A 24810-nucleotide genomic window follows, 5' to 3' on the forward strand; every position below is an offset into this window, starting at 1 on the left:
ACTCCGTTTAGTCGAATTCGATGATCTGGCGCAGGGCCGCACCGTCTGACAGGCGGTCCATGGCGGTGTTGATGTCCTCGAGCTTGATGTGATCGGAGATCAGGGCCTCAGCGTTGAGCTTGCCCTCACGCCACAGCTGCTCGTACTTCGGAATGTCCTTCGACGGAACGGAGGAACCCAGGTAGCAGCCGTGCACGCGGCGTGCCTCACCGGTCATCACGAGCGGGTCGATGGTGATGGTGGAGCCCGGTGCTGGCAGGCCAACGGTAACGGTCAGGCCGCCCGGTGCGGTGACCTTGTATGCGGTTTCTAGGGCCTTCGGGTGGCCGGCGGCCTCCACGACGGCGGTGAACTTCTTGCCGGACTCCTCAGCTTCCTGCGGGGTCATGGCGGAGGTGGCGCCGATTTCGAGGGCCTTTTCGCACTTGTCCTTCTGCATGTCGATGCCCACGATCTCCTTCACGCCGAGGGCAGCGGCGGTGATGATGGCGGCCATGCCCACGCCACCGAGGCCGACGACGGCGATGCTGTCCTCCGGCTTTGGATCGATCTCGTTGAGCACGGCGCCGCCACCGGTGAGGATGGCGCAGCCGAGGATAGCGGCGATGTCCGCCGGGACATCGGAGCCCACCGGTACGACGGACAGCTCAGAAACCACCGCGTGGGTAGCAAAGCCAGAAACGCCGAGGTGGTGCTGGACCGTCTCACCGTTGCGGGTGAGGTGGCGGGTGCCGCGAATGAGGGTGCCCTCGTTGTTGGTCTTGGAGCCGACCTCACAGGGCATCTTGCCGTCGGTCTTGCAGCCGGCGCACTCGCCGCAGCGCGGGAGGAAAGTCATGACTACGTGGTCGCCAACCTTGACGTTGGTAACGCCGGGGCCAATTTCCTCGACGATGCCGGCGGACTCGTGGCCCAGCAGCATCGGCAGCGGGCGCGGGCGGTTGTTGTTGACCACGGAGAGGTCGGAGTGGCAGAGGCCAGCGGCGGTGATCTTGACCAGAATCTCGCCCTCGCCGGGGGCGGTGAGCTCGAGCTCGCTCACGGTAATGGGCTTGGAGTCGGCGTAGGGACGCTCATCGCCGGAGCGCTCCAGGACGGCGCCGCGAATGGTAATCGTGTCAGACATTGATACCTCCAGACATCGGATGGGGTTAATGCATCGCAATGTACGCCACGTCACGTCGGGGAGGGTGGGAATGGTGTGGGAAAACCTACACCCAATAGTTGTATGGGTGGGGAATTCTCTACCTACTCAGCGCGTGGGCGCGCAACGCTACGAAGACATCGAGCCCGCGCTGGCCCACGGCCCACTCATCTCCCATGAGCTCAGCGATCCGGTCGAGTCGCTGGCGCACCGTATTGGGGTGGATAAACATGGCGCGAGCTGTTTGCGGGATGCTGTGGCCGGAGAGCAAGTAGTGGTGCGCGGTATCGGTCAGCTCCGTGGAATGCTCTGCGTCATAACGCACCAACGGGCCGATCGTGCGCGTGGACAGCGCGCTCAACGCCTGCGGGTCCGCGCCCAAGATGAGGCCGACGGTGCCCAAGGTATCTTCGGTGACTAAGCGGCCTTGTACGCCGAGCGCTAAAGCTGACTCCAAGTAGGCCATAGCGGAATCGTGGGCGCTGCGTGCCGAATCCAGCCCGTCGAAGCCGATGGCAGAAACCGTCAAGTCAGAAAACTCAGACAGCAGCGGGGCCAGTGCCTTATCAATTGCTCGATCCGGCTGGTACAGCACGCATACGTGCTGGTCGTGGTGTGTGATAGCGGCATTTCCCGGCAGAAGGTGCTCTAGTTGCGGGCGAGTTGGCAAACTCTTTGCCGAGTGTAAGCCGACGAAATAGAGCTGTACCGAAGAATTCAGGCTGATTCCCGTTAGGTGGCGCAGACGAGCGATCTCCTCGCGCCCAGCATTACCCAGAGCCACGGCGTAGACGAGGTCATCGACTTTGCGCGCGGTGGCGTCGACAAGCGCTTCGGCAAAAAGAGCAATCGCAGTAAAGGCAGCGGAGGCATGGCTGATGACGCGCAGTTCGGCATCGCTGAGCTCTTTGTCCACGCCAATCGTGCCTAAGGCCCGCCCGTTGAACTCCACGGGGAAGGTACTGGTTGGGGGAGTGTTCGGGGCACCTTCCGTGGTCCACAGCATCACCGGTGCATCGAGGCTTTCAGCCAACACGCGTTCGAGTTCCTCAAAACTCGCGTTATTCATCAGCACGTGGAGCAGCTGCGTGTTGACGTCATTGAGCCACTGCAGTTCTTCGACATGGCGGCTGAGCGCAATCTGGGAGCGGGTCAACTCGGCCACGGATTCGCCTTGGCTCTCGATGACTTGCGCATTCTCCAGCGCCACGGAGGTAATAGAGCCAAGCACCTCGAGGGCCGCGATTTCTTCGTGCGTGTAGTGGCGGGGGTGGCGGTCGCCCACGAGCAGCGCGCCGATGGTGCGCCCGGCGATGCGGATCGGGGCGCCGAGGATTCCGCGGATTCCTTCGGCTTCTACCGCGCGGTCCACGTAATCCACGTGCGTAACGTTGGGATCTGCGGAATGGTCATAGGTCCACGCTGGGCGGTTGGTGGCGGCCACGATGCCGAGGACTCCGGAGCCCATCGGCATGTTGATGGTGCGGAATTCCTCCGTGACGACACCGCTGGTGGCCAGCACCTTGGTAAAGCCGGTGTCCTCATCGTTGAGGCTGAGATAGCCCACGTCGGTGCCGATGGTGGAGCGCGCGTGGCGCACGATGGCCTGGAAGATATCAGAGGATTCGCGGCCGGAGTTGAGCATGTGGGAGACGTCGAGCAGTTTGGTCGACATCACCCGCCATGTGTGGTTGGCGCGCATGGTCTCTTCGATGGCCCGAAGCGCGCCAAGCTCCTCGGCCGCCAATTGCTCGCGCAGCTCGTCGGGGACACGGGTGCCGCTGGCGAGATGGGAGAGTACGGGGCCGAGGAGAGACATGCTCCCTAGTTTAGGGGGCTGGTCGGGGCGCCACCTACTTCCAGTGGGAAGAGGAACGCTTGGTCATCTGCTCGCGGTACTGCTGAGTGGTGGTGGGCAGGAGCTCACCGGTGGCCCAGTCCAGGATGACGCCGTAGTGGCGGACCAGGTCGAGCTGGTCCAGCTCGCCCGCGTTGTAACGCTCTGCCACGGATTCCGGGTCCTCCGCCAGCTTGTCCAGGCGGGAGGAGCGAAGTTCCTCACGTAGCTTCGTGGTTTCCTCCTCATCGAGCTCGTACTCATCGATCTCGGGGTCGATGGCGTGGATGACAACGCCGTAGTCTTTGGCAGCACGGCCCACGGACACGTAACCGTCGATGACGTCCTCCAACACGGCCTGCGGGTCGCGCTCCAGGGCATCGCCGAATCCGCCACCACCGGCAGAGGGGCGTTCGAAGGTATCGCCCGGGCCGACTGGCACGTTGGAGAAGAGCGCGCCGAGGTACTTCTCATCCGGGGTGCCGCGGTTGAGCCACACGCCCTGCGGGATAGACGGCAGACCACCCTCAATGCCCCAGGTGACCGAACGGGAGCGGTCACAGCAGTAGCTCATCACGGTCTGGTTCGCGTCCGTGAGCACGCCGCCCTTGGATACGCCGACGCCGCCGCGGAACTTGCCGGGGCCGGCCGAGTCGGTGACCAGCGCGTGGTGGCTGGTGATCACAGGGGAGAGGCGCTCCTGGCCTTCCACCGGCTGGACCGCCAGGCCCGGACCGAAGACCGGTGCGGTAGCAGAAGAACCATCGCGGTCGACACGGCCACCCCAGCCGCCGGCCATCCAGTCGTACCACATGAAGAACTCACCTTTATCCTGTGGTTTCTTCGCATCACGCGTATCCCAGCCGCCGATGAGCAGGTACTCCAGGTTGAAGGCGCAAGCCATGGCGCGCTCCTGCATGAGCTGGGACCACAGCTCGAAGACGGCGTTCATGATCTTCTCGAAGGGGCCGGAACAGAAGCCGGTCACCGCGTGCGGCATTCCGGCGTTGACCACGGTTCCCTCTGGGCCGAGGTCGATGTCCATGGCGCGGTAAAGACCGGAGTTCAGTGGAACGTCGGGGAAGAAGGTCTTCGTACCGGCGACGATTCCAGAGAACGCGGAGCCATAGCCGGCGTTGAGGAAGCTGGCGACCGCCGGTGCGGAACCATCTAGTGAGTAAGAGAGGCGCCCGCCCTTGATGCGCATCGTCACCTTGATGGGAACCAGGCCTTCTTCCTTAGCGGGGTCGAGGTCGATGTAGTCGGTGGTGGACCACTCGCCGTCCTCCAAGTCGGCGACGCGGGCGCTGACGATGTCTTCCACGTAGTCCTGGACCTCACGCAGCGCGGTCCGCACGATGTCGACCGAGTACTTGTCCACGAGACGGTGGATCTCACGCTCACAGACCGCGGTGGCTTCGGCCTGGGCCTTGAGGTCACCCATGACGATCTCTGGGCTGCGGGTGTTGCCCGCTAGGAGCTTGGCCACGTCCTTGAGGAACACGCCCTTGGACCACACGCGCACCGGAGTGATGCGCAGGCCCTCGGTGTAGTAGTTAGTGGCGGACACATCGAAGGAGCCTGGGACGGAGCCGCCGGCATCAGCCCAGTGGCCCTTGTTCTGCGCGAAGGCCAGCAGGGTGCCCTCGTAGAAGATGGGGCGCAGGAAGGACACGTCATTCATGTGCGTGCCGCCCTGGTAGGGGTCATTGATGGCGAAAACATCGCCTTCGTGGATGTCATCGCCGAATTCCTCGAGCACGGCCTGGCACTGGAAGTGCAGCGTGCCGACGTGGACGGCGATGTCCTGGTCACCCTGCATGACGGTGTTGCCTTCGGCGTCGCAGAGCGCGGAGGAGAAGTCGCGCGAATAAATAACGAAGGAATAGCAGGTGCGAAGAATCTGTTCGGACATGAGGTTGACCGAGGTGGCAAAGGCGTTCTTGAGCACCTCGAAGGTAACCGGGTCGAGCGTACGGCGGCTGGAAGAAGACGGCGACGGCTTCTGTGGCGGTGTCTGAGTAGTAGTCATGTCGATTCCTTTCAAAGGAGAGTCTTAGGCGAGCGTCTTAGGCGTTGGTCGCCTTGCCGATGTGGATGCGGATGTTGGACCACTCATCAATTTCTGCGCGGTCACCAGGCGGAATGACGGTGGTGGCGTCGAATTGATCGATGATGGCGGGGCCGTTGAGCTTTGCGCCGGCCTTCAGATCCGGGCGGTGGTAAATCGGGACATCGGCCCAGCCGCCGTGCGCGGAGAAGTACACAGGGCGGGTGGTCTCCGGGAGCTCTGCCTCGTGCTCTTCGACGTCATAGTGCTTGAAAGGCGGGTTCTCCAGCTCACCGATAGCGATGAGGCCAATCTGGTAGAACTCCACAGCGCCTTCGCGGTCGGCGAAGGAGTACTCGCGCTCGTGCTCATCGTGGAACATGGCGACGGCATCATCGAGCGGGTTATCGGACTCGGGGATTTCCACCGTCAGGGAGCGCCACTGGCCGCGGTAGCGCATGGAGGCAGTCAGCTTGAACTTCATGCGCTCCTCAGGCACGTGCTCCTTGTGGAGGCGCTCGCGGGCTTCGGAAATGAGTGCCTGGAATTCCTTGCGCAGGTCTGCGGTGTCTACCTCGTCCACGGGTGCTTGGTACATCTTGGTGATGTCGTGGCGGATATCCACGAGCAGGCAGCCCTGTGCGGAGGTAACGCCCGGGTGCGGCGGGACGACGACGGTGGGGATGGAGAGGTCGCGGGCCACCTCGGCACCGTGTAGCGCGCCGGCGCCGCCGCCGACGACGAGGACGAAATCACGCGGGTCGTAGCCGCGGCGGATGGACAGCAGGCGAACGGCGTCAGCCATGTTGGCGTTGGCCACCTGGACGATGTTTTCCGCGGCGGTCTCGGTATCGAGACCCAGAGGATCGGCGACGGTCTTGTTGACGGCCTCACGCGCGGCATCCGGGTTCAACTTCAGCGCGCCGCCGATGAGCTCAGTGCCGAGGCGGCCGAGGGTGACATTGGCATCGGTATTCGTGGCTTCGGTGCCGCCGCGCTCGTAACAGACCGGCCCCGGATCCGCACCGGCCGACTGCGGACCATTGCGCAGGGATCCTGCCTCATCGATCCAAGCCTCCGAACCGCCACCGGCACCGATGGTGCCCACCTCAATGGACGGGAAGCAGATGGGGAAGCCGTACTCGACCTGCCACTGCTTGGTAATACGAATATCACCTTCGTAGACCAAGGCGATGTCGGTGGAGGTACCACCCATCTCCAGGCCGATGGCGTTGGAGTAGCCGCAGCGCGTAGCGATGTCCTGCACCGCGATGGCGCCGGCGGCGATACCGGAGGCGGCCAGGCGGACCGGGTAGCGGGAGACCATCTCCGGGGTCATGGAACCGCCGCCGGAGTGGAGGAGCAGCAGGTCACCGTCGTAGCCGCCTTCCTCCAGCTGGCGGGATAGGCGGTTGACGTAGCCGGAGACGAGCGGGGCTAGGACCGCATTGGCGACGGTCGTGGAGAAGCGGTCGTGCTCGAAGATCTCCGGGAGGATTTCGGAGGAGGTGGAGATAGCGGCGTCGGGAAGCTCCTCGCGCAGGATCTCCGCCATGCGTTCCTCATGGGAGGCGTTGGCATGGGAGTTGATGAAGCAAATCGCCACAGTCTCAATCTTCTTGCGGCGCAGGATGCCGGCGATGCGGCGTGCCTCTGCCTCATCGAGCGGGGTGACCTCTGCGCCGTCGAAGTCGATGCGCTCTTCGACCTCGTAGCGGTCGCGGCGGCGGATATAGGGCTCCGGAACGTCGTGGTAGGCATCCCAGAGCTCATCCTTGGTGCCGTCACGGATCTCCAACACATCGCGGAAGCCCTTCGTGGTGATGAGCGCTGCCGGCGGGAAGCGGCGCTGGATCAACGCATTCGTGGCCACTGTGGTGCCGTGGGAGAACACCTCGACCTGGTTGAGCTGGACGTCGGCCGACTTGAGGCCGTTCATCACCGCCTTCATCGGGTCATCCGGGGTGGAGGGAACCTTGGCTACCGACAACTCGTGGGTCTCGGTGTTAACAATCGCGACGTCGGTGAACGTTCCGCCGACGTCAACGGATACGCGAAAAGGCTTGGTCTCCGTCATGGTGTGGACCTCTCTTTCAAAAGATGGTGAATTCGGTTGAGAGGAATCTTGATATGGCACGAGGAGGGGAGCAATGGAGAAACGGTGAATCAAGATGGAAAACGGTGGAGGAAACTCCAAAATGCCAGGTTGAAGGGCGCTAGAATTACCTGATTAAAAGTAAGATAGGACACTATTTTTCGGAGGATTAAGTGGCGTCACAAGATGATCCGGTGCTGCGGATCGCCGATCTCGTCGTGATGGAACCGCGGCTGCGGCGCTTGAGCAAGACGCTCGAGGATGAGAATTTTGTGGGGCTGTGCGCCGAGGGCGATGGGGACGTGGCGGGCTGGCTAGTCCTTCCCCAGCCGGAGGGAAGCCCACGCGCCATCCAGCGTCGGCTGGTCGACGCCGCCGGGGTCATCTTCCTCGACTCCGAGTTCGATGAGCAGGAAGTCCTGGACTCGGTAGAGGGAACCGGCGCCCTCCTGTACGGCACCGATGGGATCACGCGCCAAGATATCCGGCGCGCGGTGGATGAGCTTTTGCGGCGCCAACCCAACCTGGCATCCTGGCGCAAGCTCAGCACCATCGGGCAATTAAGCCCCGGGTTGGTTAACCCGGCGCCGGAGTCCGAGATCCTCGCGCGATTTGCCAGGTTTAGTGGAGATTCCTTGCTGTTGTTGACCGTTGATGGTCGGGTTATTGCCGCCGCCGGCGAACTGCCTGCGCGGAGTATTGCACGTTCCCTGTCGGTGGTGGTCAACCACAGCACCACGAGCATGCACGTGGGGCGTTGGAAGGTCTTTGCCCGGTGGCTTGACATTGCTGGTGAGAGCCCCTCCTTCGACCATGGCTACTGGCTGATCCGGGGGCGGCAGACCAGTCAGGATGCAGACTTCGATGACCCCGCTTTCGCAGCGCTGGAGGAACTTCTCACCGCTTCCCTCATGGCGCAGAGAAACATCCTGCGCAACCACGTTGCCGAATCGAGCGCGTTGATGGTGGCGTTGTGCGATGAGAATTCGAATAGGGAAGAAGTGGCCACCACGTTGCGCAGGCGGGGCTTTTCGGAACACGCGAAAATGCGCCTCATCGTTTCCGATTCCATCAAGGATTCCTATCGCAGTGATGTGCGCGACAAAGCTTTCGCCGTGGCCCAAGATGCGGGCGTGCCACTGGTGCTGGGATATGTGGCTGGCCGTACCTGCGTGCTGACGACGCAATCGGGTACTGAGACCAAGATTGCGGATGTGCTCTTCGGCTCAGTGGGGCTTTCCGACGGCTTCGATACCGTCGAGGAAGGCCCGCGGGCGTGGCTGCAGGCATTGCTTGCCGCGGTGGTGGTGGAACGGAAACATTCCCTGCATCTGCAGAGCATGGAGTTTTCTCAGTGCAGTGCCATTGAGAAGGCAGCGGCCTACCTGGGGCAGCGCGGTCTCGAAGATGCAGTGGGGCAGCTCGACCGCGCCATCGGCTCCATTAAAGATGGGGAAGAAATCTTCCACGCTTATGAGGCCGAAGGGTTTTCTGTCGCCCGTGCGGCCAAGGTCGTGGGTGTACATGCCAATACGGTCCGGCACCGGTTGGAGGCGCTGGCGGAACGTATCCGCTTCTCCGATGCAGACCTGGTCCTGTGGGCGCTGTGGAAAGCGCTGCGCCCCCGTATGCAGCGCTAGGCGGCTGGATGCGGGGGCACGGAGAAGGTGTGAGGGCAGAGAGTGAGAGGGGGAGGGGAGAGAACTACACCTTCTTCTTGCTGCGTGGGATGGGCTTGCCGGTAATGAGCGCGTGGAGCTTGCCATCGCCAATCTGCATGTCCTCCGGGAGATCCGCGGAATCAACCTCCGTCATGATTTCCTTGATGAAGTCAGACTCCGGGATGGAGGAGTTGCGAGCAATGGCCACGAGTTCACGCATCTCCTCATCGGAGAGGTGGTTGTCATTCTCAAAGCGCTTCTTGAGGAGCTCGCGTGCGCGGCGGCGCAGGTCCGCTTCGGACTGCAGCTCCCCGCGGTTCTTCAGCCAGGCGAAGCCGATGATGAACATGATGGCGATGCCCATGTATCCCAGAATCGGGTAAACCCAGCCGATGAGGTTGGAGAAGCCAATGAAGGAGAGGACAAAGCCGATGAGCACGGAGATGACATAGACCTTGTAGAAGTGCTGCGGCTTGCCGCGGGTGAGGCGCTTGGCAAAGGCATAGAACATGCCGATGGAGGTGTTATAAATCATGCCGTAAATAGCAACGGACATGGCGACACCAAGCCACGGGTGAATCTGCTCAATCATGGCCAGCGTTGGCATCTCAGCCTCGGTGATCGGGCCCACGGAGACGTAGAGGCCACCGACGAGGACCGCCAGCAGGAATAGGAAGCACAGGCCGCCGAGGATGCCGCCGTAGCCCACTTCCTTAGCATCGAGGAAGTTACCGCCAATAACGATCATCATGGAGACCACGACGATGACGTTAAGACCCAGGTTATTGATAGAGGAGACCCACCAGTTCGGCAGCGTGGTGGGAATGGTCTGTGCCTGATCGTTGAGGTGCGACCAATCGGGGTTGGACGTGAGCACGGTATAGACCGTGCCGATGGTGAGCAGGACGATGATGAACGGGGTGATAGCGCCGATGGCGATGGTTACCTTGTCCACGTCGAGCAGGCCAGTCAGCAGCGTGAGCACGAGCATGAGGACCGCGCCGATCCACACCGGCCAGCCCCACTGCTGGTTGAGGTTGGCACCGGCACCGGCGAACATGGCGAAGCCGATGCAGAAGAGACAGGTCAGCGTGGCGAAGTCGAGGACCTTCGACACAATGGGGGTGGACACCGCGTTGAAGACGGAGGTGTGCTCCTTGGCGCGGTGATAAGAACCTAGTTGGAGAATAGTGATACCGGAGATGGTCATCGCCAGTGCGGCAACGATGGCACCGACGATGCCCATGTTGCCGAAGGCAACGAAGTATTGAAGGGCCTCGCGGCCGGAAGCGAAGGAGGCACCCGCGAGTACGCCGATGAAGGCCATCGCGATGCCGAATGAGCGTTTAAGCATGGTGAACCTAACTTTAGGTGGACAGAAATAGCTACTTATGCAAACGGGGCAGGCTGCCTTTGAAGGTGCCTGCCCCGTGCGTGATGGAGCGGAAGCTTCTAGTTCGCTGCCGCCTTGATGAACTCGGCGACGACTGCGAGCTCTTCCTCGCCGCGGTCAATGACACCGGCGGAGGTGAACAGCCCGTGGTGGTAGCCCAGAAGGTGCTTGTGCGTGACGTCGACGCCCGCCTTCGCCAGCTTGCCGGCGTACTCGATGCCCTCGTCCGCGAGCGGATCGTTATCCACCGTGATCACGAGTGACGGGGGCAGGCCCTCCGGTAGCTCTTCTAGCAACAGCGGGGAGAGATCCGTTGCCGTGCGCTGTGCCTCCTCCGTGACGAAGGTATCGATGAACCAGCGCATGGTGTCAGATGCCAGCGGGAAGCCCTCCTCCAAGCGCTTGTAGGAGGCACCGTTCTCGGTTCGCTCGCGGGAGCAATCCGTGATGGGGTAGAGCAGGATCTGGGAGCTGAGCTTGGCGACGTCTTCTTCGCCCACGAACTCGTTCGCCAGGGTAGCGGCGAGCTGGCCGCCGGCCGAGTCACCCGCTACCGCGATGGAGGTCACGGTCAGCCCGTGCTCGGCCTCAGGGTTGGACAACCAGCGGTAGGCAGCGCGGCAATCGTCGATAGCCGCCGGGTAGGTGTGCTCCGGGGCAAGGCGATAGTCCACCGCAACGACCGGGAGACCGGTCAGCACCGCGATACGGCGTACCGAGGAGTGGTGGGTCTCCAGGTTGCCCATGAGCCAGCCGCCGCCGTGCATGTAGAGCACCGCTGGGGTCTCCTGGCCGCGCTCCGCCTCCGGGCGGGGGTCGTAGAGGCGAACTTGGAACTGGTCAACCTGGAAATCCGTGGTCGCGGGTTCCTTCTCCTCGTGGAGCGGGTTGGCGTGGGCCGAGGCTACGTAGTTCTCACGCACCTGCGGGATGGGGAAGTTATGGAAGGACTTCGCCCCACCATCGCGGAAAGGTTTCAGCGCCTTCCACGCATCCTCAGCGACGGGACGCCCGGAAAAATCGTCGTGCAGAGTGTGCATTGTGAACTACCTCCTAGACCAGCTCGTAGTCGTTGAGCTCGAGCTTGTCGGTCAGCTCGTAGTACTCAGCGACGTTGCCGGACCAGTTGTTGATGACGCGGCCTTCTTCGTTCTTGTACCAGGAGGAGCAGTCAGCGGAGAACGCAGATGCCTCGAGCTCCTTCTGGATCTTGGTGTTGAACTCGTCGATGACGTTCTTCTTCACGTCGAGGGCTGCCTCCGGGTTCTCGCGCAGGTAAGCAACGGCCTGGGAGATGTAGCGGTCCTGTGCCTCGAGCATGGCCACCACGGAGTGGTGGTTGAGGTTGGTGTTCGGGCCATAGAGCATGAAGAAGTTCGGGAAGCCGTCCACGGTCATGCCCAGGTAAGCCTCCGGGGAGTTACCCCAGCGCTCGCGCAGGTCGACGCCATCGCGGCCAGCAATCGGCAAATCACCCTGGAACTCCTGGGAGTGGAAGCCGGTGGCGTAGATGACCACGTCAAAGTCGTGCTCTGCTCCGTCATCGGTGCGGATGCCGGTCTCGGTGAACTTCTCGATGCCAGCGGTGATGAGCTCTACGTTGTCACGGTTGAAGGTGGGGTAGAAGTCATCGGAGCGCAGAATACGCTTGCAGCCGAAGGCGAAGGTCGGGGTGAGCTTCTCCACCAACTCCGGGTCATTGACCTGGGATCGCAGGTGCTCCATGGCCTGCTCGACACCCTCGGCAGCGGAATCGGTGCCCTTGCGGGTGCGGTCGAAGCCCTCCTCGCGGACCTCGTGGATCTCCTGGCGGATGGCGCGGTAGGAATCCGGGTTCTCCTGGAACTCCTTGAGCTCCTCATCGGTGAAGATGACCTGGTTACGCGGCAGGATGTAGTTAGCGGAGCGCTGGAACACGGAGAGCTTCTCCGCCACCTTTGCTACCTCCGGAACCAGCTGGACAGCGGAAGCCGCGTTACCGATGACGGCGACCTTCTTGCCTGCCAGGTCAACGTCGTGGTTCCACTCAGCGGAGTGGAACTGCACGCCCTGGAATGCCTCGCGGTTCGGGAAGTTCGGAACCTTCGGCTTGGAGAGCTGGCCCCATGCGCCGACGAAGACGCGACCGTAGTAGGTCTCGCCGTTGGCCTCGATCTCCCATGCCTTGAGGTCTTCCTTCCACTCGGCGTTGGTGATGCGGTGGTTGAACTTGATGTGGTCGTAGAGGTTGAATTCCTTGGCAAGAGCCTTGAGGTAGCCCTGCATCTCGTCCTGACCGGCGAACATGCGGGAGACGCCGAGGTTGAGGAAGTAGGAGTAGCAGTAGATCAGAGCCTGGGTATCGCAGGCAGCGCCCGGGTAGGTGTTGTCGCGCCAGACGCCGCCGACCTCGTCGGCAGCCTCGAGGATGAGGAAGTCCTTCTGCTCGTCGCGGACCAGCTGGGCGCCCATGCCCAGTCCGCCGTAGCCGGTGCCGAGGATGATGCAATCGTAGATCTTCATAGTGGTGTATCTCCTTTAAGACGTTGGTGGTTCGGGTTAGTTCGCGCGGATGGCTTCAGCCAGGACCTGGAGGCCGTCACGCAGGGTGGACTCGTTGATGACCAGCGGCGGCAAGAGGCGGATGACGTTGCCGTCGAGGCCACAGGTGAGGATGAGTACGCCCTGCTCGCGGCAGGTCTTGGCCACCTTGGCGGTGAGGTCAGCGTTCGGCTGGTTGTTGTCGTCAACCAGCTCGATGGCGATCATGGCGCCGCGGCCGCGGACCTCGGCAACGGTGGTGAGCTCGAGCAGCGGCTCTAGCTCCTCGCGGATGATGGCCTCGATCTCGCGGGCGCGGGAAGCCAGATCCAGTTCCTCCATCTCCTCGAAAGCTGCCAGGGAAGCGGCACATGCCACCGGGTTACCGGCGTAGGTGCCACCCAGGGAGCCCGGGTCCGGGGCATCCATGATTTCTGCACGGCCGGTCACAGCGGACAGCGGTATGCCGCCGCCCACGCCCTTGGCGGTGGTGATGAGGTCCGGGATGATGCCCTCGTCATCGCAGGCGAACCATGAGCCAGTGCGGCAGATGCCGGCCTGAATTTCATCGGCGATGAAGACAACACCGTTGTCGGTGCACCATTCCTGCAGTGCCGGGAGGAAACCCTTGGCCGGCTCAACGAAGCCGCCCTCGCCCTGAACCGGCTCGATGATGACGGCAGCCAGCTCTTCGGTGCCGACGTACTGCTCGATGTAGCGCAGGGTGCGCGCTGCTGCCTGCTTGCCGTCGAGGCCGTCGCGCAGCGGGTAGGACATCGGCGCGCGGTAGATATCAGCGGCCAGGGTGCCAAAGCCCTGCTTGTAGGGCTTGTTCTTGGCGGTCATGGTCATGGTGAGGTTGGTACGGCCGTGGAAGGCGCCGTCGAAGACCACAACGCGGTTCTTGCCGGTGTAGCGGCGAGCGATCTTGATGGCGTTCTCCACTGCCTCCGCGCCGGTGGAGAAGAGGCAGGTCTTCTTCTCGTGGGTGCCCGGGGTCAGCTCGTTAAGCTTCTTGCAGACATCAACGAAGCCCTGGTACGGAGCGTTGAGGAAGCAGGTGTGGGTGAGGTGGCTGGCGGCCTCGGCGACGGCCTTGACAACGCGCTCGTTGGAGGCGCCGACGGAGGTCACGGCGATGCCGGATGCGAAGTCGACGATGGTGTTCCCGTCGACGTCGACAAGCACGCCACCGTCACCGTCGGTGATGTAGGAGGGATAGCCCGGGATGACGCCAGCGGCGACGTCTGCTTCACGGGCGGCATTCAGCTCCTGGCTGCGGGGGCCAGGGATTGCGGTGGAGACATTCCGCTCCTGGGGGAGGCGGTGCTTGAGGTCCTGCATGCTGTCTGCTCCTTAATGCTCGGAATTTTTTATGACGTGGGTCATTCTGGCGGCTAAACTTCATAAGGGCCATAGACAACTGGGTGAAAGAATGGTGAGAAATTGTCCACAATGGATACGGGGGTAGCGGTTGGGCTGGAAGAGGGAAGTGTTTCCCTGAGATGGTTTGCTAATCAACCCGATCTGGGGATAGAAATTCTGCACGATTGTGGGCGCCCTTTTTCCGTGATGCACCCGTGTGAACTGCGCGATCCACGAGAATTCGTGGGCTCTGGTGCGGTCATCCTGCTTACTGGTATGGCCTTCGAAGGAAAGCCGGAAGAGCTGTCGGAGTACATCCACAGGGTGGCCGAGGGCGGGGTAACGGGGGTGGGCTTTGGCGTTGGTCTCGCCTTTGCCGAGGTTCCGCCCGCCATGGTGGAGGCCGCCCGGGAATGCGATATTTCGCTCTTCACGGTGGCGCGGCGCGTTCCCTTCGTCTCGGTGCTCGCGCGTCTCCACGACGAGCTACAGCGCCAGCGTGAGGAAGGCCTGGAACTCTTCATTGCGCAGCAGGGCGCGCTTAACGACGCCGCCATCGCCGGCCTCGACTCCCTCGTGGATAAGACCGGCCGACTTTTGGGTGCGCACTGTTGCCTCGTGGATAAGGACGGACGGGTCTTCGCGCAGTCGAGTCACCCCGGCCTGCCCCCAGTGGACTGGGCTCCGGTGATTGCCGATACTCGCGCTCAGAACTTCTACGCCGCACGCCGCGTGGGAGGATGGAATGTCTTGGCCCAGCGTTTGGCCGACCACGGTGCGCGCTCCTTCGGACTGCTGGCGGTGGCGCGTGAGAGTTTCGGTGTGAACGAGCGCGCGCTGCTCAAGCAGGCTGCAGGTCTAGCGGAACTCACGGTGAAGCGCCCGCAGGAGCTTCGGCGCACCCAAAACGAACTCAACTCCATGGCCATGGCTATTCAGTTGGGCATGGATCAGCCGGAAGATCCCATGCGCCGTATCTTCCACATGGTGGGTGACGCGCAGGGCCGGGTGCGGCCGGTCCTGGTGAAATCTGAGGGGGAGCGCGCCCACCAGCGCTTCATTCAGGCTTTGGATGCCCGCCTGCAGGACCACGGGCGCTTGCTTTTCGAGTACACGCTGGATAAATCCTCCAGCCTCCTGCTCTTTAGGGGAAGCCGTTCGATGAAGAACTTGCAAGACTTGTTGCGCGATATTCGCGGAAGCAAGCGCATCGTCGTGGGGCAACCCATGCCGTGGGGCGAGTTGGGAGTTGGAGCTGTCCGTGAATTGGAATCCTTCGCCTTTGGGCTCCAACCCGGGATGTTGGCGGGGCCAGAATCGCGGACGCTGAGCTGGACCAGGGATCCCAGGGTCAAGGGCGCGGTGCACAATCGCGCCGAAGAAACCTGGGGCAAGGTGCGCGCCCACGACGCGGAGCACGGCACCGAATTGGCAGAAACCCTGGAGGTCTACCTGCGCGCGGGCGGGCATGTGAGCCGCACCGCTGAGGAGCTGCATTCGCATCGGCATACCGTGCGCAAGCGCATCGCGGACTTGGAGGATCTCCTCGAAGTCGACCTCAAGGATCCTCTCGTGGCAGCGGAGCTGCTCATCCTCGGGGTCAGCGTTCCGGATTGAGGCCTTAAAGGTCAGCTAAGAGTCAATACTGAGTAAGAGAAGCTCCGCGCGGGTTACAGGGTTGGCCAAGTCCACGCCGCAGAGTTGCTCCACTTTATCCAGCCGAGCGCGCACGGTGTGCCGGTGAACCCCAAGCTCCGCGGCGGCGGTGGCCAGGTTGGCGTTGCCCACGAGGAAGGCACGCAAAGTAGCGAGCAACTCCGTATTGTGCTGAGCATCGTGTTCGGCCAAACGGTTGACCGTGGCCGCGCGCCGGGCGCCGAGGGCCTCCGAGACGCCGGGTTCCGCCAGCCAGGTAGGCGCAGCAGAATCAAAGGCCGCTACGGTGCCAAGGGGCAGGCTGCGCGCATGGCTTTGAAGAGAAGACAACAGTGCTGGGTTCAGCTCCTGCCACGCAACACCCCGAAGGGCGGAGACGCGAAGGTAGCGCGACTGTTTCTTGAACAGGTGTGAGGTTGCGGTTCCCGGAGGAAGCATGAGAAGTGCAGAATCCTGTTCCGGGCGGACGAAGCTGTGCGGCTCGGCCTTGCCGATCTCACTCACTATGCGCGCGAGGCGCGAGGGGGTCGAGGCTGTGACATAGATAACATCCGTGAGATCGTGGCTAGCAATCAAGTGAAAGGCCGCGTGCAGGGCGGGGGAGTCAACGCCGGCGAGCTGGGCATCAAGCGCTAGCGCCCCGAGAATAGCGTGGCTATTGCCATCGGGGTGATCAAGCAGCAGGCTGGCCAGACCCGAAAGATGCCGGATGAGCGCGCGCGAATAAGAATCGAACTTCTCCGAGCGCCTGGCGGCGACGGCCCAACGCCGGCCCGCGGAGCCGAAGGTGCTGGTGATGGTGGCACCTGTGCTTGTCGACGTCCCCGTGCCCCGCCCCGTCTGCTCCGCGGCCTCCACTGCGGCGCTGGCTGCGCTGAGCTGCTCCGCATCTCTCTGGCTGAGCACCGCTCCGGAAGAACTAGCTACCGCTACAGCGGCGCTGAGTTGATTGCTCGCCTCATCGATGAGCGCTTGGATGCCCGACACAGCTGCGTGATTGAGGCGCTCTTGTTGGCGGTGGAAGGTGAAGTGCGCATTGTTTTCGAGGCGCGCTTGTTCCTGGGCTACCGCAGTAGTGATGGACACGAAGCGGGTGGCGCGCGGGATCTCAAAAAGGGTGAGGTGGTGTTGGGAACAAGCGCGGGTCAGCGCGGGTGGTACCTCGGCGAAGGCGAGTCCGGTACCGAAACCAATGCCGTGTACCCCGGCTGCGGCGAGAGCAGCGGCATAGTGCTCGAAGCCTTCCGGGTCGTCGCGGAAAACGAGCCCCAGAGTGAGCATGAGCGCGCCGGGAGAGGTGAACTCGGTGGGGTCCGCGAGCTCTGACGCATGGATGGTGCTGAACGCGGGTTTGCCCTCAACGAGCGGGCGCAGGTTCAGCGAGTGCTGGTTGGTGAGCCAGCGGAAGGAAATCTCACTCATGGTGGACAGGCTACACAGTTATAGGTGCAAAATTTATACACCCTGTCGATAGTGCCGCAAGGGTGGTAGGGGCCACACTAAAGGGCATCCTATTCATCCGAACACAAAAGGAAGACCATGCAGGAACTTCAGTACCACATTGAGCAGTCCCGCCACCTGGGCCAGCAGGTCCCGGGTCCGAAGAGCGCCGCCCTGGATGAGCGTCGCAAGAATGCCCTTCCCGCGGGCATGGCGCCCTCGCTTCCGGGCTACGTGGTGGATGCGGATGGCGGCATTCTTGCCGATGCTGACGGCAACCGCTTCATCGACCTTGCCTCCGGCATCGCCGTGACCTCCGCTGGCGCTTCCAACCCGGCCGTCGTGGCCGCGGTGCAGGAAGCCGTCGCGCACTTCACCCACACCTCCTTCACCATCTCTCCGTACGAGTCCTACGTGGCCGTGGCAGAAAAACTCAACGAGGTCACCCCGGGTGATCACCCGAAGAAGACCGCGCTGTTCAACTCCGGCGCGGAGGCCGTTGAGAACGCCGTGAAGATTGCCCGTAACTACACCGGCAAGCGCGGCGTTGTCGTCATGGACCGTGCCTTCCACGGCCGCACTAACCTGACCATGGCGATGACCGCCAAGCAGTCGCCCTACAAGAACGGCTTCGGCCCCTTCGCGCCGGAGATTTACCGCGCACCGATGTCCTACCCCCTGCGTGACGGCCTGAGTGGTGCTGAGGCTGCCAAGAAGACCATCACCATGATTGAGCAGGAAGTCGGCGCAGCCAACCTGGCCTGCGTTGTTGCTGAGCCGATTCAGGGCGAGGGCGGCTTCGTCGTCCCGGCCGAGGGCTACCTCGCAGCAATCCAGAAGTGGTGCAACGAGAACGACGTGGTCTTCATCGTCGACGAGATTCAGGCAGGCATGATGCGTACCGGCACCTGGTTCGCTTCCGACCATGAGGGCATCGTTCCGGACATGGTGACCATTGCGAAGGGCATTGCCTCCGGCATGCCGCTGTCCGCAGTGACCGGCCGTGCAGAAATCATGGATGCCCCGCAGCCGGGTGGCCTGGGCGGTACCTACACCGGCAACCCGGTGGCCTGTGCTGCTGCGCTGGCGACCTTCAAGGAATTCGAAGAGAAGGACTTCGGTGCGCGTGCTCAGAACCTGGAGAAGGTTGCCCGCGAGGAGCTGGAACCCATTCTGGGCGATGAGCGCGTGGCCGAGTTCCGCGGCCGCGGCGCCATGCTGGCCCTCGAATTCGTCACCGCTGAGGGCGAGCCGGACTCCGAGCTGGTGCACAAGATTGCCGACGCCGCCAAGGCCGAAGGCGTCCTGCTGCTGACCTGCGGCCTCGACCACAACGTCATCCGCTTCCTGCCTTCCCTGGCTATCCCGGAAGACCTGTGGCGTGAGGCGCTGCAGGTCGTCGTCAAGCAGTTCAACGAGTACAAGTAGTTGACTTTTTCGCTCACCCGGATCTTTCCGGGTGAGCTCCTGTTTTATTAGTCCTTAGTTATCGGAGAAATCTTTGTCCAACAACATTTCTGTGCCGCAGAAGGATGAGTCCACGGCGGAGTTCAAACCCGCGCTGTCCTTCGTGCAGGGCATCGCCCTTATCTTCGGCACCAACATCGGTGCTGGAGTCCTCTCTATTCCTTATGCTGCCCGCAACGGAGGGTTCCTCGCACTCGTTATTGCTCTGCTGATAGCAGGTACCCTCACGACCATTTCCATGCTGTACGTGGCGGAGACAGCCATGCGCACCAAGGCGCCGCTGCAGGTTTCCGGATTGGCGGAGCATTACCTGGGGCAGTGGGGCCGCTGGCTGGTATTCGTGGCCATCATCGTCAACGGTATCGGCGCGCTCATTGCCTATGCCGCTGGTTCAGGTGACTTGATCAACAATATCTTCGGGTTACCGCCGCTTCTCGGCACACTGATCTTCTTCGGCTTCGGTTCCTGGGTGATGTACCGCGGCCTGCACACCACGGGTGCGGCCGAGGGTGCCATTACTGCCGGTATGGTGATCATTATCGCGGTGCTGTGTGGATGGACAATCCTGGGCCCAGGTATCAAGGCAGAGAACCTGTTGGTTCTTCATCCTTTCTTCATCGTTCCGATTCTGAACCTCGCGGTCTTCTCCTTCTTGGCGCAGTACGTGGTCCCGGAGCTGGTGCAAGGTATGGACCCGGCCAAGCCACAGCAGACCGCGCGGGCAATTGTGCTCGGCATGGTGGTGACGGGCTTTACCTTGGCGTTGGTTCCTTTTGCCGCCCTTGGTCTGCTCGGCATGGAGGTCACCGAGGTGGTGACCATTGCCTGGGGTGAGGCCCTTGGCCCGGTGGCCTACTACTTGGCAAACATCTTTGCGCTGGCGGCCATGCTGACGTCGTTCTTGGCGATTGGTTTTACCACCATGCGCAACGTCTTGGACATCTTCCACTGGGAAGGAGTGAAGGGACAGCGCATCGTGGCGGTGGCCCTGACGGTTGTTCCGCCCCTGGTGATTTCCATTGCTGGTCTCGGCGGCTTCGTTGCGGCGTTGTCCTATGCAGGTGGTTTCGCGGGCGCCATCATGTCCGTTATCCCAGTGATGCTGTTGCACGCTTCCCGGAAGAAAGGAGACCGCGACCCAGGCTGGAACGTGGGCGGACTCGCACACCCGTTAATTCAGGGCACCATCATCGTGGTCTACGTCTTGGCATTCATCTACTCGATCATTTCCATCCTCGGGTTGGTGCCGGCAGGCTGGGCTTAAAGCCGACTTTTAGACGCGGCACCCCGCCTAGTTGCCAAAGTTCTGGCCAGATCTTGAGTCAGGAGCGAGGGTTTTGGCAGAACGGGCAGTTGTAGCCCGGGCCTGGATCTAGACTGTGCCGAAAACACGAGAAGGCTGGGCCGCTCCCCGTATCAAGGAGCGGCCCAGCCTGTCGGCGTGCGACATAGGCTGTGGCTTTGAAGGCTATGGCCTAGAAGATGCCGTGGTTATGAAGTGCCTCGTCATCGGAGGGGACCTCAGAAATGGCATCCCACATTTCGACGAGCTTGCCGTCCTCGACGCGCCACAGCTCGCAATAGGAATGGCGCGCACCGGCGATGCTGCCTTCGGAATGGGTCAGAACGAACTGTCCTTGTGCAACCGTGCGGTGGATGCGCTCATACTCCAGACCTTCGCCATCCTCCTTCAGCTTGGTGAGGAAATCAACGCAGTTTTGGGCACCATCGGCGATATCAGGGGAATGCTGGGCAAATTGATCATCGCGGGTGTTGTCGATGAAACCGGAGTAGTCACCGCCGATGAGAGAGCGGGTGAAGAACTCGATGACGAACTCTCGGTTCTGCTCGGTGACGCTCTCATCACCGATCTCGGTGGCGCCATCGAGCTGCGTGCGGCCGCTTGCGTTCGGTTCTGCCAGGGGAACGAGGTTGTCCCAGTGCTCGACAATCTTGTCGCCCTCGACGCGGTAAATATCGAAACCGACGAAGGGCTCATCCTCGATGCCATCGAAGCGGCCATGCAAAGCGACGAGGCCGTTGGCTTCGTCGGCAATCACCCGGGCGTTGGTGTACTTCAGGCCCTCGCCCAGATCCGCGACAAACTTCTTGAGACCTTCTGCATCATTAGCGATGAGGGGAGAGTGCTCCACGAAGTTGTCGGCGAAGTGCTTGTCCAGGACAGAGGTATCGTGGCCGTCGAAAAGCGCGGTGTGGACCTCGAGAACGAAGTTTCCTAGTGACGTCATGGGATCTCCTTAGTTGGCCACGAAGTAGGTGCGCTTGTTGACGAACTCATCCATGCCGTAGGGGCCCAGCTCGCGGCCGTAGCCGGAGTTCTTCACACCACCGAACGGGACCTCGGCGCCCTCCGCCGCGTAGGTGTTGACGTTGGACATGCCGACCTCCAGGCGCTGGGCAATCTTCTCGGCGCGTTCGACGTCCTTGGAGAAGACGCAACCGCCCAGGCCGTACTGGGTGTCGTTGGCCAGCTCGAGAGCCTCGTCATCGCTGCTGACCTTGAACACGGTCGCCACGGGGCCGAAGAGTTCTTCGTAGTAAACATCAGAGCCAACCGGGACATCGGTCAGCACTGCAGGGCTGAAGTAAGAGGACTTCTCATCCGCCAGCTCACCGCCGACGTGCAGGGTGGCGCCGGCGGCCACGATGCGGTCGATCTGATCCTTGAGGTTTTCTGCCGCGCTGCGCGAAGACAACGGGGTGTAGACAGTTTCGGAAGCCTCCTGCGGGGTACCCGGCTTCATGGCCTTCGCGAGCTCGACCAGCTCAGCGACGAACTCGTCGTAGATATCCTCCATCACAATCAGGCGCTTGTTGGAGTTGCACGCCTGGCCGGTGTTGTACATGCGGGTCTCCCACGCATCCTTGGCTGCCTGCTTGACGTCATCGGTGTCGAGGATGACGTAAGGATCGGAGCCACCGAGCTCCAGTACTGCCTTCTTGAGGCTCTTCGCAGCCAGAGAGCCCACCGCAGCGCCAGCGCGCTCGGAACCGGTGAGCGAAACACCGCGCAGCTCCTTGTGCTCGATGATCTTCTCTGCCTGCTCGTGGGTAGCGAAGACGTTGGTGTAGACCCCCTTGGGCACGCCGGCGTCATCCATGATCTTCTGGATAGCAAGCGCGGAGCGCGGGCAGATGGTGGCGTGCTTCAAGACGATGGTGTTGCCCAGCATCAGGTTCGGGGCGGCGAAGCGCGCGACCTGGTAGTAGGGGAAGTTCCACGGCATGATGCCCAGCAGAGCGCCGATGGGGCGGCGCTGGATGTAGCCCTTGCCGTCCATCTCGACGGGGATTTCCTCGTCGGCGGCGAACTTCGGGCCGTTGTCGGCGTAGTAGGCAAAGATAGCGCCGCTGAACTCAGCCTCCTCGAGGCCCTCGGAGACCGGCTTGCCCATTTCGGTTGCAATGATCTCAGCGAGCTCATCCTTGCGCTCTTCGAAGAGCTCGGCAACGCGCGTGACTAGCTTGGCGCGCTCCTCGATCGGGGTATCGCGCCAACTGAGGAATGCCTCGTGCGCGCCATCAACGGCGGCCAGGATTTCCTGGTCAGTGGCGTGGTCAAAAGTCTCAAGAACCTCACCGGTAGCGGGGTTTTCTACGCGAAATCCGGACATTGCTTCATCCTCCAATGATTGAAGTGTGTATGGGTTGCACCCCATTATGGGGCGGATTGTGACTTATTGCAAGGGTTCTGCACTTTATGTCATTTGTCTCAGTATTGGCTTATGGGGTACTTGGACTGAGGGGGTGAAAGGAGGCCACTTAGCCCCGCCAGGGCTCAATGCCCGCGCGCCGCCAGGCCTCCAAGAACTGGGTGGTCTCGGCCTCATCGGTGATGGACACGCGCACGCCTTCGTCGAGGTAGCGGCGGATGACCACGCCTTCATCGAGCATCTTCGTTTCCACCTCCGCGGCATCTGCGCGCGGCAGCCACACAAAGTTGCCGTAGGACTTCTCGGCCCCCAGCTCCGCGCAGACGCGGTCGCGTTGTGCTTTGGTGATCTCGACGGCGTCGGCAAGCTCGTCGTGGCGCTTGAGCACTTCCACGGCCGCGGTTTCCGCCATGGCGGTCACCGTCAGCGGCAGGGAGAGCTGACGCAGAGCATTGATGATCTCTTCGCCTGCCACCGCGTAGCCCACGCGCATGCCGGCCAAGCCCCAGGCCTTGGAGAAGGTGCGCACGCCGAGCAGGTTGGGGTAGCGCTGGTATTCCTCGACGGAATCCGGGGTATCGGGGGCGTCGTTGTATTCCCAGTAAGCCTCATCCAGCAGCACGACGACGTCCTTAGGCACCCTGTCCATGAAGGCGCGGAATTCACCGCGCGTGATGACGGTGCCCGTCGGGTTATTGGGATTGCACAGAATGATGAGCTTGGTCTTCTCTGTCAGTGCATCGAGCACTGCCTCCAGATCGACGTGGTAGTCCTCCGTGAGCGGTACCAGAATTGGTTCCGCGCCGGCCATGCGCACGTATAGGGGATAGGCCTCAAAGCTGCGCCAGGGCACGATGACCTCATCACCCGTCTGGCAGGACGCCAAGATGGTGGCCTGCAGGATGGGCGTGGAACCCGCGGAGACGAAGATATTATCCGCCGGCACACCCAGGTAGTTGCACAGAGCGTTGGTGAGCTCCAAGCAGCCGGGCTGTTGGTAGCGGTTGGTGGTGCGGGCGGCGTCGGCAACCGCAGCGATGATGTCCTCAGCTGGCGGGAAGGGGACCTCATTGGATGAGAGCTTGAGCGCATTGGGGAAGTCCTTGCCCACCTTGTACTCGGGGAAGCTCGAGAGATCACTACGAAGCATAATCACGTCCTTTCTAAATCATGTCCCAGATGGTCACGGCCATAATCAGCAGGCCCATGCCGAAGACGAAGTAGTTCCACGGGTCATTGCGGAAGTTCTTGTACACGTCCAACTTCTTGAACATGTACACCGGAACCAGGTAAACGATGAACGCCACGAAGACACCGGAGACAACCGAAATCATGGAAATAATGGAGGGGTTGAAGATCGCCACGAGCGTGGTGCACACGAAGGCGATGAGATAAATGATGTTGAGCAGCGTGCGGTGTGAGACCTTTTCCGCCAGCTTCGGCGCGGCGTTCTTCAGCAGGTACTCCGTGCCCTCTTCGGTGCCGAGCATGTGGCCGAAGTAGGAAGAAACGATGGCGCAGATGACCACGATGGGCGCCATGTAGGCCATGAACGGAGTGCCGGTGACGTTGGCGAAGTAGGAGAGCACCGGAATGTTTTGCTCTAGTGCCTCATTCATGCCGTCGGCGCCGAGCGCAAGGACACAAGACCACACGAAGAACATGGTGAAGACTACGAGCAGGATGGCGGTGTAGAACTCCGTGCGGGAGACGCGCTTTTCGGTCTTCTCGCCGTATTGCGGCTGCATGTCGATGGCGAACTGCGACAGCGCTGCCATGTGGGAGAAGGAGAAGACCAGCACCGGCAGGATGAGGAAGATGCCCTTGAGCATCTGGCCCCAGCCATCGGCACCGTCGTCAAAATGGATGAAGCTGTGCAGGTCCCAGCGTGGAATGAGGTAAATGGAGGTGATGGCCAGTGCGATGATGAGCGGGTAGACCAGTACTTGGGCCAGCCAAATCATGGGTTTGCGGCCGATGGCGAAACCGCCGGTCATAACACCGACGCAGATGGTGGCGAGCAGCCAGCGGTCGATGGAGGGCCCGCCCAGCTGGTTGACGATGAAACTATCCACCGCGTTGGTGATGGAGACACCGTAGATCAGGACGGTGGAGAAGACCGTGATCCAGTACAGCACCGCGAAGCCAATTCCTTGGCCTTTGCCCAGGTACTGCGAAACCAGCTCGAGGATGTCCTTGCCGTGGTCCTCCTTGGGCGCGCCCGCAACAATTCGTGCATAGGTGCGGTGTGAAAAGTACACCAGCGGAAGGATGAAAACCGTGGCGAAGACGAGTGGCCAGAAACCGAAACCGCCGGCATTGAGTGGCAGGAAGAGGATGCCGGCACCTACGGCGGTGCCGAAGAGCGTAATGATCCACGATGCGGTGGAGGCAGCGGGGCGCTGCTTGGCGACGACCCCATCGCCCACGATGTGCTCGCCCTCTTTCAGGTCACTGGTGGGCGGTGTGGATGTTGTTGAGGGAGTATTGGTAGAGCTCATGGTGAGC

At 61.9% G+C, this 24810-nt stretch carries 17 protein-coding genes; 4 read left to right on the forward strand and 13 right to left on the reverse strand.

The annotated features are described in order from the left end of the window. Window positions 1-7 precede the first annotated feature (7 nt). The 4 genes from CAURI_RS03375 to CAURI_RS03390 all read right to left on the reverse strand — a co-directional run bounded on the left by CAURI_RS03375 (window position 8) and on the right by CAURI_RS03390 (window position 7108). A complete protein-coding gene (locus tag CAURI_RS03375; protein ID WP_010189248.1) occupies window positions 8-1126 on the reverse strand; it encodes an alcohol dehydrogenase catalytic domain-containing protein in 1119 nt (372 codons plus the stop codon). A gap of 118 nt (window positions 1127-1244) precedes the next feature. Continuing rightward, entirely contained in the window at window positions 1245-2963 is a 1719-nt protein-coding gene (locus CAURI_RS03380) for a helix-turn-helix domain-containing protein (protein ID WP_010189247.1), read from the reverse strand. 34 nt (window positions 2964-2997) lie between these two features. Then, window positions 2998-5013 carry a hydantoinase B/oxoprolinase family protein gene (locus CAURI_RS03385; protein WP_010189245.1) on the reverse strand — a complete coding sequence of 672 codons (2016 nt, stop codon included), beginning with the start codon at window positions 5011-5013 and terminating at the stop codon, window positions 2998-3000. Between the two features lie 37 nt (window positions 5014-5050). Continuing rightward, complete coding sequence (locus tag CAURI_RS03390) at window positions 5051-7108, reverse strand: hydantoinase/oxoprolinase family protein (RefSeq protein ID WP_010189244.1); 2058 nt, start codon at window positions 7106-7108, stop codon at window positions 5051-5053. 191 nt (window positions 7109-7299) lie between these two features. On the opposite strand from CAURI_RS03390, the gene CAURI_RS03395 reads away from it, so the two are divergent. Next, a complete protein-coding gene (locus tag CAURI_RS03395; protein ID WP_010189243.1) occupies window positions 7300-8766 on the forward strand; it encodes a helix-turn-helix domain-containing protein in 1467 nt (488 codons plus the stop codon). 64 nt (window positions 8767-8830) lie between these two features. On the opposite strand, the gene CAURI_RS03400 is transcribed toward CAURI_RS03395, so the two are convergent. The 4 genes from CAURI_RS03400 to gabT (CAURI_RS03415) form a co-directional block, all read right to left on the reverse strand. Beyond that, entirely contained in the window at window positions 8831-10141 is a 1311-nt protein-coding gene (locus CAURI_RS03400; RefSeq protein ID WP_010189242.1) for a YkvI family membrane protein, read from the reverse strand. Between the two features lie 98 nt (window positions 10142-10239). Then, window positions 10240-11220 carry an alpha/beta hydrolase gene (locus CAURI_RS03405; protein ID WP_010189241.1) on the reverse strand — a complete coding sequence of 327 codons (981 nt, stop codon included), beginning with the start codon at window positions 11218-11220 and terminating at the stop codon, window positions 10240-10242. Window positions 11221-11233: 13 nt separating this feature from the next. After that, entirely contained in the window at window positions 11234-12682 is a 1449-nt protein-coding gene (locus tag CAURI_RS03410; RefSeq protein ID WP_010189240.1) for a flavin-containing monooxygenase, read from the reverse strand. A 36-nt stretch (window positions 12683-12718) separates the two neighbouring features. Then, a complete protein-coding gene (gabT, locus tag CAURI_RS03415; RefSeq protein WP_010189239.1) occupies window positions 12719-14044 on the reverse strand; it encodes a 4-aminobutyrate--2-oxoglutarate transaminase in 1326 nt (441 codons plus the stop codon). 225 nt (window positions 14045-14269) lie between these two features. On the opposite strand from gabT (CAURI_RS03415), the gene CAURI_RS03420 reads away from it, so the two are divergent. Further along, window positions 14270-15682 carry a helix-turn-helix domain-containing protein gene (locus CAURI_RS03420; protein WP_420805230.1) on the forward strand — a complete coding sequence of 471 codons (1413 nt, stop codon included), beginning with the start codon at window positions 14270-14272 and terminating at the stop codon, window positions 15680-15682. Between the two features lie 15 nt (window positions 15683-15697). On the opposite strand, the gene CAURI_RS03425 is transcribed toward CAURI_RS03420, so the two are convergent. Continuing rightward, window positions 15698-17143 carry a PucR family transcriptional regulator gene (locus tag CAURI_RS03425; RefSeq protein WP_010189235.1) on the reverse strand — a complete coding sequence of 482 codons (1446 nt, stop codon included), beginning with the start codon at window positions 17141-17143 and terminating at the stop codon, window positions 15698-15700. 117 nt (window positions 17144-17260) lie between these two features. Between CAURI_RS03425 and gabT (CAURI_RS03430) the strand changes: the two genes are divergently transcribed. Both gabT (CAURI_RS03430) and CAURI_RS03435 read left to right on the forward strand, forming a co-directional pair. Continuing rightward, window positions 17261-18589, forward strand: a complete 1329-nt coding sequence (gabT, locus tag CAURI_RS03430) for a 4-aminobutyrate--2-oxoglutarate transaminase (RefSeq protein ID WP_010189233.1) — start codon at window positions 17261-17263, stop codon at window positions 18587-18589. A 73-nt stretch (window positions 18590-18662) separates the two neighbouring features. Further along, the gene (locus CAURI_RS03435) at window positions 18663-19892 is read left to right on the forward strand and encodes an aromatic amino acid transport family protein (protein ID WP_010189231.1); all 1230 of its coding nucleotides are present in this window, start codon (window positions 18663-18665) and stop codon (window positions 19890-19892) included. Between the two features lie 211 nt (window positions 19893-20103). Here CAURI_RS03435 and CAURI_RS03440 read toward each other — a convergent pair whose 3' ends face one another. From CAURI_RS03440 to CAURI_RS03455, 4 genes are all read right to left on the reverse strand, one after another. Further along, window positions 20104-20877, reverse strand: coding sequence for a nuclear transport factor 2 family protein (locus CAURI_RS03440; RefSeq protein WP_010189230.1), 774 nt, complete (start codon window positions 20875-20877; stop codon window positions 20104-20106). Window positions 20878-20886: 9 nt separating this feature from the next. Then, on the reverse strand, window positions 20887-22263 hold the full coding sequence (locus CAURI_RS03445; protein ID WP_010189229.1) for an NAD-dependent succinate-semialdehyde dehydrogenase: 1377 nt from the start codon (window positions 22261-22263) through the stop codon (window positions 20887-20889). 148 nt (window positions 22264-22411) lie between these two features. Continuing rightward, window positions 22412-23452: a histidinol-phosphate transaminase gene (locus CAURI_RS03450; RefSeq protein WP_010189228.1), complete on the reverse strand. Its 1041-nt coding sequence runs from the start codon at window positions 23450-23452 to the stop codon at window positions 22412-22414. Window positions 23453-23465: 13 nt separating this feature from the next. After that, entirely contained in the window at window positions 23466-24803 is a 1338-nt protein-coding gene (locus tag CAURI_RS03455) for an aromatic amino acid transport family protein (RefSeq protein WP_010189227.1), read from the reverse strand. Window positions 24804-24810 lie beyond the last annotated feature (7 nt).

It is taken from the genome of Corynebacterium aurimucosum ATCC 700975, from assembly GCF_000022905.1.
GTDB classification, from domain to species: domain Bacteria; phylum Actinomycetota; class Actinomycetes; order Mycobacteriales; family Mycobacteriaceae; genus Corynebacterium; species Corynebacterium aurimucosum_F.

Bases quoted from the DNA above. Each gene is read 5' to 3' on its own strand.
- CAURI_RS03440 (WP_010189230.1), bottom strand. From the start codon at position 20,877: ATGACGTCACTAGGAAACTTCGTTCTCGAGGTCCACACCGCGCTTTTC.
- CAURI_RS03450 (WP_010189228.1), bottom strand. From the start codon at position 23,452: ATGCTTCGTAGTGATCTCTCGAGCTTCCCCGAGTACAAGGTGGGCAAG.
- CAURI_RS03455 (WP_010189227.1), bottom strand. From the start codon at position 24,803: ATGAGCTCTACCAATACTCCCTCAACAACATCCACACCGCCCACCAGT.
- CAURI_RS03425 (WP_010189235.1), bottom strand. From the start codon at position 17,143: ATGAGTGAGATTTCCTTCCGCTGGCTCACCAACCAGCACTCGCTGAAC.
- CAURI_RS03400 (WP_010189242.1), bottom strand. From the start codon at position 10,141: ATGCTTAAACGCTCATTCGGCATCGCGATGGCCTTCATCGGCGTACTC.
- CAURI_RS03410 (WP_010189240.1), bottom strand. From the start codon at position 12,682: ATGAAGATCTACGATTGCATCATCCTCGGCACCGGCTACGGCGGACTG.
- CAURI_RS03380 (WP_010189247.1), bottom strand. From the start codon at position 2,963: ATGTCTCTCCTCGGCCCCGTACTCTCCCATCTCGCCAGCGGCACCCGT.
- gabT (WP_010189233.1), top strand. From the start codon at position 17,261: ATGCAGGAACTTCAGTACCACATTGAGCAGTCCCGCCACCTGGGCCAG.
- CAURI_RS03390 (WP_010189244.1), bottom strand. From the start codon at position 7,108: ATGACGGAGACCAAGCCTTTTCGCGTATCCGTTGACGTCGGCGGAACG.
- gabT (WP_010189239.1), bottom strand. From the start codon at position 14,044: ATGCAGGACCTCAAGCACCGCCTCCCCCAGGAGCGGAATGTCTCCACC.
- CAURI_RS03375 (WP_010189248.1), bottom strand. From the start codon at position 1,126: ATGTCTGACACGATTACCATTCGCGGCGCCGTCCTGGAGCGCTCCGGC.
- CAURI_RS03405 (WP_010189241.1), bottom strand. From the start codon at position 11,220: ATGCACACTCTGCACGACGATTTTTCCGGGCGTCCCGTCGCTGAGGAT.
- CAURI_RS03385 (WP_010189245.1), bottom strand. From the start codon at position 5,013: ATGACTACTACTCAGACACCGCCACAGAAGCCGTCGCCGTCTTCTTCC.
- CAURI_RS03445 (WP_010189229.1), bottom strand. From the start codon at position 22,263: ATGTCCGGATTTCGCGTAGAAAACCCCGCTACCGGTGAGGTTCTTGAG.